This is a genomic window from Acinetobacter sp. AB03 (assembly GCF_058107045.1).
Map to the genome: position 1 here is coordinate 1 of NZ_JBUEBA010000065.1, position 8,087 is coordinate 8,087.

Here is an 8,087-nt window from a genome sequence, read left to right on the forward strand (position 1 = left end):
ATGAGAGAGTTAGTTGTAAAAGACAATGCCTTAATTAATGCAAGTTATAACTTAGATTTAGTAGAACAACGTTTAATTTTATTAGCTATTGTTGAGGCAAGAGAAAGTGGGAAAGGGATTAATGCTAATGATCCCTTAACTGTCCATGCAGAAAGCTATATCAATCAATTTGGCGTACATCGCAATACCGCTTATCAGGCATTAAAAGATGCCTGTAATGATTTATTCGCAAGACAATTCAGCTATCAAAAAATAAATGAAAGAGGGAATATTGAGAACTATAGATCCCGTTGGGTTAGTGAAATTGGATATGTAGATAATGAAGCAGTGGTTAAGCTTATTTTTGCCCCTGCCATAGTTCCATTAATTACGCGCTTAGAAGAGCATTTTACTAAATACGAATTGCAGCAAGTTAGTAATCTCAGTAGTGCTTATGCTGTTCGTTTATATGAGTTATTAATTGCTTGGAGAAGTACGGGCTCTACTCCAATTATAGAGCTAAGTGATTTCCGTCAAAGAATTGGCGTACTCGATACTGAGTACAAGCGTATGGAACGCTTTAAAACTAGTGTACTTGAGCTCGCTATTAAACAAATTAACGAACATACAGATATCACAGTGAAGTATGAACAACACAAAAGAGGTCGATCAATTTCAGGATTTTCTTTTAACTTTAAACAGAAAAAGAAGGACAGCCCATCAATAGAAAGAGATCCGGATACTTTGGGTCTTTCTTCAAAGATGACCGATGCTCAACGGCATATGTTTGCAAATAAACTTTCCGAACTTCCTGAAATGGGTCGTTATTCCCAGGGAACTGAAAGCTATCCGCAATTTGCTATTCGTATTGCTGAGATGCTGCAAGACCCTGACCGAATAAAAGAACTATACCCATACCTAAAAAAAGTGGGATATATGCCATCAAATAAAAAGGACACCGTAAATGGCTAAGTTATCACTAAGTGAAGTATCTAAAAAATTTCATGTGGATAGATCAACCATTTACAGAGCTGTACGTAATGGACGTTTATCACGCTCCAGTGATGGACAATTCGATCTAGCAGAGGTCATCCGATGCTTTGGAGAACCTGAGCAAACATCTCAAAAAATTGAATCATCTAAGCAAGAAGGTGATGAATCTACAAAAAAACTTATTGCCCATTTAGAAAATGAAGTCAAAAAATACCAAGAACGTGAAGAACGGTTAATGCAACAAATTGACCGTATGCAAACACTCATTGAGCTGAAAAGTGTTGCTCCTGCCACAGCAGCACCACAACAAGATGCTACGGCATGCGACACCGACCTACCACAGCATGCGACAACACAACAAGACAATGATAATAAAAAGAATAATGAATTAAATATTGCAGAAAATGTGGCAGTGCCACAGCAAGAAACTACGGCATACCACACCCAAACGCTACAGCATGCCACGTTGCAAAATGTGGCAGTGCCACAACACAAAAAACGTGGCTTATTTGGCCGTGTACTGAATGCTGTTTTTGATCATGACTGAGCAATCAAGGGAGAGAGATCATGCCGAAACTGAAAGATATTGCCCTGGGCATTATTGTGGCTCCGCTGCTGATCCCGATTATGCTGATTGCATCGTACCAGGATAAAAAGGCACTGAAGAAAGAGCTGGATGAACGCCAAAAAGAAAAAGACCAGGCATCCTGATTATTCAATTGAGCTAATCAAAAGCGTGGAACATTGATTAAAGATTAAGCGTGGAACGGTAGTATTCAACAAAAAAGCCGAACTCAGCTGAGTTCGGCTTTATGATATCAATTAACACATTGAATTATATAGATATAAAAAGAGCATTTCGTATAAGGTGTATTATGTTAATTTTAGGGAAAATAAATAATTATTAGCTTAAGGCCCACTACCCAATCCTGTAATTAGCCAATCAGATTGAGGAGATTTTTTCACAAGAGTAATAAATAAAATATAGTCACCTACTGGACTGCCAGCATCATCTATATGCACGACTTTAACTTTTACCATCACTGAAATAATTTTATAAAATTCTTGATAATACTCAGGTCTACTTTCCGCTGAATCATCATTAATTCTTATTATTTCTAAAATTTTTGAGTCTTTGAAAGAGAGAAACCTTTCAGAACTTTTTAAATCTTTATGTAATCGCGCATCTGGCCAAACATATTTGATTGCTGATTCTAGATCATGTTTAGCAAGTGAATTAAAGAAAAGTATTGTTGTCTGTGTTGCCATCTCTTTATCATGATTTAATTTCTGTTTGTATGAATTAATGATTAGAAGTAGACATAGACCTACAAGTAAAATTCCTAATTTTATAAATATTTTAGACATTATAATTTCACTTTTATCTTTCGAAAAAACGCATAACCGACTAAAAGACACATAAGCCAAAATAAATAATCAAGAATAAAATATAAAAAAATGAATTGATCTATTCCTATAATAATATTTAAAGGATCTAGCGCTATACTACCGCCTGGAGATATTTCACCATCTACTAAAAACTGTAATGGAAATCCTCCTCCTATAACTTCAACTTTTCCAAGCTTGTCTACAACTATCCGGTCTATCAATGTATATTTCTGATGAAACAAAGACAAATAAGTCAAAACAAAAGCTAATATATTGAAATATATTATTTTTTTCTTTAATAATTCTTTAACTTTAAAATCAGTTAAAAATAACCAATAAGACAAGCCTGGAATTAGAGCCATAAAGATAGTCCAAGTGTCGGTATACATCTTCCACCATTCTTTCGAAACTTCGCCTGTATGGCTCCATCCAAAAAGAACAAAAAATGGCATAGCAATAATTAAAGAGCTAATACAGATAGTTAGCAAATTAAGAATACTATAACGATTTAAAAGAATTGAGACCATAAAGCTAAAAGGTACTGTCAAAATACTATAAGCTAAGTAAACAAGACCATGCCCTGCAAAAACCACAAAAATTGAATATAGACTATATTCACGATTCATTATGATAAATAGCAATGCTGTGAAAAAAAGTAGTGGTAAAGGAGCAAGTAATAGGGCTTTTACTATTTTTTCTTTTGAGTATTTCATTAACTTAATTCTCTTATTTACTCAATAATTATTACACTATATCAACTCTTGGAAAAAGCGTTGAATGAGCCTATTTAATTGGTGAATAATATAATTTAAAGTTTCTTTGATGCTTTTTCTATTGATGTAACAACATTCTTATTTAAAAACGTAGGTAATATGAAAAATAATAGTAAGTTGATTTATTTAGTTATTACGGCAATCGTAGTAGCTTTTATTGGATTTTTTATTTTTGCCAAAAAAAGTGATGATGTACATAGTAAAGAGCTGATGGAAACTCAAGAAAAGATCAGTTCCAACCGTAATACTCTTAATGCTAATGACGGTATCACTAACAATGCGCCCAATCTCCCTCATGGAATGCCTCCTAAATGGGTAAAAAGTACGATTGCTATTAATGATAGCCCTACATATTCACGAGAAGATAAAATCCATAAGCTAGTTGATTTGTTGAAACAAAATGAATCGAACCCTGATGCATTAAGTGTAATTCTTGTATCCCTAACGAATTTAGACCCAATTGAAGCAGCAGACGATATTATTCCTTATTTAAAGGATACGAACCCAAAGGTTCAAATTTTGGCTCTGGGTGCTCTTAATAATGCTTCGCTACTCACTCAGAAAGAACATGAGATTAAGGGTTCACTGCCAGAGAATGAAGCTGTTCGTAAACGGATTATTGAAGCCGTTAATGAGCTTAAAGTAGATCCAAATACGTCAGATGAAGTAAAGAAAGTATTAATTGCCACTTTCCCATAGATAAATCCTTCTTTAAAAGGCAAATAACAAATGATTTTATAGAGCATTCTTAATTCACTATTCAGCGGAAAAACATACCCACTTAACATAATGGAGGTTATACGAAATTTAGATGTTAGAACCCATTTAAATTAATGAGTTATTGAATAAGTAAAACCCTCTAAGTAGACTTTTAGAAGTTGTAAATCTAGGAAAAGGCTAAACATGCCGTTGATTGAGTATTACGGTCTGCTATTTGAATGGCACGATAAAAAAATGGAAATAGTCTATCGAGGGCGTGAAATTACTTTTGAAGAAGTATGTAGCGTTTTTCTTGATCCAGAGCTGATGTCCTTTGACGATCTTGGTCATTATGACGAACAACGGCTGATATCAATCGGTCTAAGCAATCGTGGTAGACTACTAACAGTGGTTTGGGTCGAACGTGGTGATGTTGCAAGAATCATTACTGCTTTTGAGCCATCACACAATCAAAAGCGGAGGTATAACCATGCAAAATGAATTAGAACGCTATAAAAATTTTGACCCTACCAATGCGCCAGTAGTAAAACCAAATTTTGTGAAAAAATTACAAGAACGCCATGCCACGGCTCAAGCAAAGGCTTTTGATGCAGATGTTGTAACTTGGCTAAGCTCTCAAGATAATGAAACAAAACAGCATATTAACGATATGGTTCGTCATATCATGGCATTGAAACGTGTTTAATTAAAATTTAGCTCGATACTTTGAAATATGGCTTTAGCCATGTTTCAAAGTCGGGCAACTTTGCGACTGTTTTTGTTTAATTAGTAATGAAAAATACCAAGCAAAGTACCGATTTCTAGTATGAGTTACTTTATGTTTAGGAAAATTATTTTAAGTTTGTGCTTAAGTTTACCTCATGTAACTTCAGCAGAAAATCTAGCATTAACTTCTAAAGAATTAATAGATTTAGAATTTAGAGAAAATTTAAATAAAAACTATTCGCTTGAGGAACTTACTTTAATACTTAATGAAAAATTGAAGGAAATATCAGTAATTTTTCCTGAAATACAGGGTGTTTTTGTAGATGAAAAAAATAGGGAAATTGTACTTGTTACTTTAAAAAGTGAGGGCGATTTTATAAAACTTCAACAAGCTAAAAGTATATTAAATGCTCCAGTAAGATTAATGGTACTTTCAGCTCCATTTCTAGAACATTAAAAAATGTCTATACAAAAATTAACATAAAATCTCTTATATGAAATTTAGAACTTATCCCTTAAAAAGATCATTAAAAAGCTCTTTATCTTTCTGTCTATTTTCTTCTGTCTTACTTTCCACACTTAAAAACTGCTCAAAATCAGCCCATTGATGTTTAAAAGATTCATCATTCTTAAATTTATTCAAAACCCAAGCGCCAAGCAAAATTTTCCGTCTAGTTTCATTTTTCCGTTCTTGGGCTTTTGCTTCGCTTAAAAGTTTTTGCTGTTTGAGTTTAAGCTCATTCTGTTTCTGTTTTGCCTGTTCTAAGATCTGCTCTTGTTCTTTTTTTAAATACTCAATTTGCTCTTGCAGGGATAATTTTTTCTGCTGTGCTTTGGTGAGTTTCTTTAAAACTGCATCTTTCTTTTCTTGAATATCTGACATAGTATTAAACCGTGATGATCAATAATCAAACATCATCATAGAGTCAAAAAACAAAGCGAGCAATATCAAACGTAGCGAAGCGAAGTTTTCCCGGAGTGAAACGAAGGGCGCACTTACCCACTTTTATCATTTCATTTAAAAGTGGACGTTGCGACAGGGGAAACCCCTGTACCCCATGACCTCGCTTTAGCATGGTCAGCAACTTTTTCAAAGTTGCGAAAATCAAAACCACGGTATGCAGAAATTTAGGTTTTTAAAATGGCAATTTTTCATTTGAATGAAAGCAACATCTCACGAAGTGACGGACGTTCAGCCGTTGCTTGTGCTGCTTATCGTGCCTGTGAAAAATTAGAGGATCTGACTTTTGGAAAGACTCAGGACTACACTAAAAAAAAGGGACTTGCATACAAAAATATTTATGCACCAGAACATACCAATACAAAACTTTTAGACCGTCAAACACTTTGGAATACAGTAGAAAAAAAAGAATTCAATGCCAATGGCTCAATGAAAGCCAATGCACGACTCGCCAAAGAATATATCTGTGCTTTACCACATGAATTAACAGATGCAGAACGCATAAAAATCGTTGATGACTTTTGCCGAGACTTTGTGAACAAGCACAATGTTATTGTCGATGCCTGCATCCATGCACCACATGAACATAACGATGAAACCAATAATAAAAACTATCACGTACACATGATGTTCACTACCAGACTCATCAATGAAAAAGGCGAATTAGGAAAGAAACAAAGAATCTTCAACGACCATGGTCCCGAGATCCTGAAGGACAGCCGAGCAACTTTTGCCAATGTTGTAAATACAGTATTGGAAAATGCCGGGCTAGACGAACGCATCGACCACCGGAGTTACAAGGATCAGGGCTTAGACTTTCTTGAACCCACTCATCATGAAGGGCATGAAGCTACAGCACTTCGCAGACAATATGACGAGGAACAAAAAAGACCGCTTGAAGAACGTAACACTGAAATTGTGCTACCAAGAATTGCACTTGAAAATGATGCAATCAAAGCCAAAAATTTAGATGCTGCACGAGAATACCAACAGATCATCAAGGGCCTTGATCAAGAAATTATTGTTCCAAGTCGATTAGAAGATCAGATTACCCAGCTGGAAAACGAACTTCAGTTAACCGAAGCAGAAGAAAAAGAGCTTTTAGCAGAATTAGTAAATCTCAACCTAGAAGAAGAACGCCTGCAAGAACAACAGGTTCAACAGATCGACAACGCATATGATGACTTCATTCGGTGCCAGGATATTTATGCAGAATTTGCCAATCAGTTTTACACCATTCAAAGCAATGCTGCTGATAATCAAAAGCAGATTGAATCAAATCTCACCAAGACAAAACGATGGTTAGCAGAAAACAAAAGCGATTTTTACCTACATACCAATAATTTGTTTTATGACTCTTATCATCATACTTACAGAGATATAAAAAAACCTGATTTTTATGCGACTGAAAAATCAGTAGAACAGGCAAAAAATGAGAACTGGAGAGAATACGCAACCGAGGTCGAACAACTTGCTAAAGAATACGATATTGAGAATGTTGTCCAGCGCTTAGGCCAATGCTCAGAGATACTGGAAAATAATGGGATTGAACGACCAACGATAAAACCCTCGTTTTGGCAGAAGCTAAAACGAGAGTACGTTCATTCATTCGATACCCTACATGATTTTAATGATGATATGAGTCCCCTCCTTAAAGCAAAACGGGCAGATGATCTCAAAATTGAACAAGAAAGAATGCAGCAAGTACGCCAAGCGGAAGTAGATCGCCAACGAAGAATTGAAAATGATCGCAGAGAAAGTGAATTTAGAGAGCAATTACGTAAAGAACGAGAGCAAAAAGAACAACGCTATGAACAAGAAAGACACGAACGAGAACATTTGGCATTTTTAAAACGCCAAGAATTGGAAAAACAGCAGAAAAATGAGCCTAAAAAACCAGAAAATGAAAATAACAACGATTACCGACCTTGGTGAATGCTGTTTAAACGCAAAAAAATAGGGTTTTTAGCGATGTTTTGCTAAACCACAGTAGATTATAGTTGAGTTAAGAAAAAACTCTTAAATCGCAAATGAGAGCATTTAGCGAGTGTCTACGAGCGAACTACAGGGATCTAAATTTTTTCACCTGTTTTTCCCTGATTACAGGCTCCCCTGTGTATCAAGAACTCAGAATCAGAGCATCCCGAATGGGTGCGAACTGATTACGGTGGCTTTATGTCGAGCGAAGCGAGTGAAAAAGTTCTATGAGCGAAGCGAATTCCTAGTTGCTTTTCTTTTTTAAAAAGTCACGAAATTTTAAGCCAAAAATTGCCCCTACGAACTGAGCGAAAGCGAAGTTCAATAGAGTTTGAGCGTAGCGAAAACATAGGGCAATTTTTCCTTGCCTGGGCTTTTAATTATTTTAAAGTTTTTAAATACTTTTAGGTAAGCTGAAAGCCTTGTAAATAAAGGCTTCTAGACTTCATATGACACCGTTTACCTTGCAATATGACACCGTTTACCTTGCAATATGACACCGTTTACCTTGCAATATGACACCGTTTACCTTGCTTATAGCACTAAAATTAATTAAGGTGTCATAGCATAATAAATAATACTGGTGCTTC

The 8,087-nt window shown here is 35.4% G+C and carries 11 protein-coding genes and 1 pseudogene; 8 read left to right on the forward strand and 4 right to left on the reverse strand.

Going from position 1 to position 8,087, the window contains the following annotated elements:
* The 3 genes from repM to ACY3FQ_RS18315 all read left to right on the forward strand — a co-directional run.
* A partial coding sequence (gene repM / locus ACY3FQ_RS18305) for a replication initiation protein RepM (RefSeq protein WP_002011663.1) occupies positions 1-951 on the forward strand: 951 nt, incomplete at its 5' end.
* Positions 944-1,519 carry a plasmid replication DNA-binding protein gene (locus tag ACY3FQ_RS18310; protein ID WP_002011656.1) on the forward strand — a complete coding sequence of 192 codons (576 nt, stop codon included), beginning with the start codon at positions 944-946 and terminating at the stop codon, positions 1,517-1,519. The genes repM and ACY3FQ_RS18310, both read left to right, overlap by 8 nt.
* A 20-nt stretch (positions 1,520-1,539) precedes the next feature.
* Positions 1,540-1,683, forward strand: coding sequence for a hypothetical protein (locus ACY3FQ_RS18315; protein ID WP_001125247.1), 144 nt, complete (start codon positions 1,540-1,542; stop codon positions 1,681-1,683).
* Positions 1,684-1,881: 198 nt separating this feature from the next.
* On the opposite strand, the gene ACY3FQ_RS18320 is transcribed toward ACY3FQ_RS18315, so the two are convergent.
* The 3 genes and pseudogenes from ACY3FQ_RS18320 to ACY3FQ_RS18330 form a co-directional block, all read right to left on the reverse strand.
* Positions 1,882-2,241, reverse strand: coding sequence for a DUF4829 domain-containing protein (locus tag ACY3FQ_RS18320; protein ID WP_227556944.1), 360 nt, complete (start codon positions 2,239-2,241; stop codon positions 1,882-1,884).
* Positions 2,242-2,339: 98 nt separating this feature from the next.
* Complete coding sequence (locus tag ACY3FQ_RS18325) at positions 2,340-2,633, reverse strand: hypothetical protein (protein WP_227505690.1); 294 nt, start codon at positions 2,631-2,633, stop codon at positions 2,340-2,342.
* A 30-nt stretch (positions 2,634-2,663) separates the two neighbouring features.
* A pseudogene (locus ACY3FQ_RS18330) lies at positions 2,664-3,074 on the reverse strand (hypothetical protein); the annotation flags it as partial.
* Between the two features lie 159 nt (positions 3,075-3,233).
* On the opposite strand from ACY3FQ_RS18330, the gene ACY3FQ_RS18335 reads away from it, so the two are divergent.
* The 4 genes from ACY3FQ_RS18335 to ACY3FQ_RS18350 all read left to right on the forward strand — a co-directional run bounded on the left by ACY3FQ_RS18335 (position 3,234) and on the right by ACY3FQ_RS18350 (position 5,016).
* The gene (locus tag ACY3FQ_RS18335) at positions 3,234-3,833 is read left to right on the forward strand and encodes a HEAT repeat domain-containing protein (protein WP_111886104.1); all 600 of its coding nucleotides are present in this window, start codon (positions 3,234-3,236) and stop codon (positions 3,831-3,833) included.
* A gap of 204 nt (positions 3,834-4,037) precedes the next feature.
* Positions 4,038-4,334 carry a BrnT family toxin gene (locus ACY3FQ_RS18340; protein WP_111886105.1) on the forward strand — a complete coding sequence of 99 codons (297 nt, stop codon included), beginning with the start codon at positions 4,038-4,040 and terminating at the stop codon, positions 4,332-4,334.
* Complete coding sequence (locus ACY3FQ_RS18345; RefSeq protein ID WP_111886106.1) at positions 4,324-4,539, forward strand: hypothetical protein; 216 nt, start codon at positions 4,324-4,326, stop codon at positions 4,537-4,539. Before ACY3FQ_RS18340 ends, ACY3FQ_RS18345 begins: the two co-directional genes overlap by 11 nt.
* A 132-nt stretch (positions 4,540-4,671) precedes the next feature.
* Positions 4,672-5,016 carry a hypothetical protein gene (locus ACY3FQ_RS18350; protein ID WP_111886107.1) on the forward strand — a complete coding sequence of 115 codons (345 nt, stop codon included), beginning with the start codon at positions 4,672-4,674 and terminating at the stop codon, positions 5,014-5,016.
* A gap of 51 nt (positions 5,017-5,067) precedes the next feature.
* Here the strand turns inward: ACY3FQ_RS18350 and ACY3FQ_RS18355 are convergent, their stop codons facing one another.
* Entirely contained in the window at positions 5,068-5,442 is a 375-nt protein-coding gene (locus ACY3FQ_RS18355; RefSeq protein WP_227554860.1) for a hypothetical protein, read from the reverse strand.
* 258 nt (positions 5,443-5,700) lie between these two features.
* On the opposite strand from ACY3FQ_RS18355, the gene mobQ reads away from it, so the two are divergent.
* A complete protein-coding gene (gene mobQ / locus ACY3FQ_RS18360; RefSeq protein ID WP_201707222.1) occupies positions 5,701-7,455 on the forward strand; it encodes a MobQ family relaxase in 1,755 nt (584 codons plus the stop codon).
* Positions 7,456-8,087: the final 632 nt, after the last annotated feature.

What these genes read in the sequence shown, in the direction of transcription:
- ACY3FQ_RS18310 (WP_002011656.1), top strand. Translation starts at nt 944, where the DNA reads ATGGCTAAGTTATCACTAAGTGAAGTATCTAAAAAATTTCATGTGGAT.
- ACY3FQ_RS18315 (WP_001125247.1), top strand. Translation starts at nt 1,540, where the DNA reads ATGCCGAAACTGAAAGATATTGCCCTGGGCATTATTGTGGCTCCGCTG.
- ACY3FQ_RS18320 (WP_227556944.1), bottom strand. Translation starts at nt 2,241, where the DNA reads ATGGCAACACAGACAACAATACTTTTCTTTAATTCACTTGCTAAACAT.
- ACY3FQ_RS18335 (WP_111886104.1), top strand. Translation starts at nt 3,234, where the DNA reads ATGAAAAATAATAGTAAGTTGATTTATTTAGTTATTACGGCAATCGTA.
- ACY3FQ_RS18340 (WP_111886105.1), top strand. Translation starts at nt 4,038, where the DNA reads ATGCCGTTGATTGAGTATTACGGTCTGCTATTTGAATGGCACGATAAA.
- ACY3FQ_RS18345 (WP_111886106.1), top strand. Translation starts at nt 4,324, where the DNA reads ATGCAAAATGAATTAGAACGCTATAAAAATTTTGACCCTACCAATGCG.
- ACY3FQ_RS18350 (WP_111886107.1), top strand. Translation starts at nt 4,672, where the DNA reads ATGTTTAGGAAAATTATTTTAAGTTTGTGCTTAAGTTTACCTCATGTA.
- ACY3FQ_RS18355 (WP_227554860.1), bottom strand. Translation starts at nt 5,442, where the DNA reads ATGTCAGATATTCAAGAAAAGAAAGATGCAGTTTTAAAGAAACTCACC.
- mobQ (WP_201707222.1), top strand. Translation starts at nt 5,701, where the DNA reads ATGGCAATTTTTCATTTGAATGAAAGCAACATCTCACGAAGTGACGGA.